The 205-nt window shown below is 54.1% G+C and carries 1 tRNA gene; it reads right to left on the bottom strand.

What is annotated here, in order from left to right:
* Window positions 1-66: 66 nt before the first annotated feature.
* Window positions 67-138, bottom strand: a tRNA-Glu gene (locus HP552_RS07070).
* Between the last annotated feature and the right edge of the window lie 67 nt (window positions 139-205).

Here is a 205-nt window from a genome sequence, read left to right as displayed (position 1 = left end):
CTCGAACCCCCGACCCTCTGCTTGTAAGGCAGATGCTCTCCCAGCTGAGCTAAGCCTCCATATATATGACCCGTAGGGGATTCGAACCCCTGTTACCTCCGTGAAAGGGAGGTGTCTTAACCCCTTGACCAACGGGCCTTAATGGCTCCCCGAACAGGACTCGAACCTGTGACAACTCGATTAACAGTCGAGTGCTCTACCAACT

Origin of the sequence: Paenibacillus xylanilyticus (genome assembly GCF_013359935.1) — a bacterium.
GTDB lineage: Bacteria > Bacillota > Bacilli > Paenibacillales > Paenibacillaceae > Paenibacillus > Paenibacillus xylanilyticus.
The sequence above is the reverse complement of the archived record's forward strand: the minus strand, read 5'-3'. Positions and strand labels throughout refer to the sequence as shown.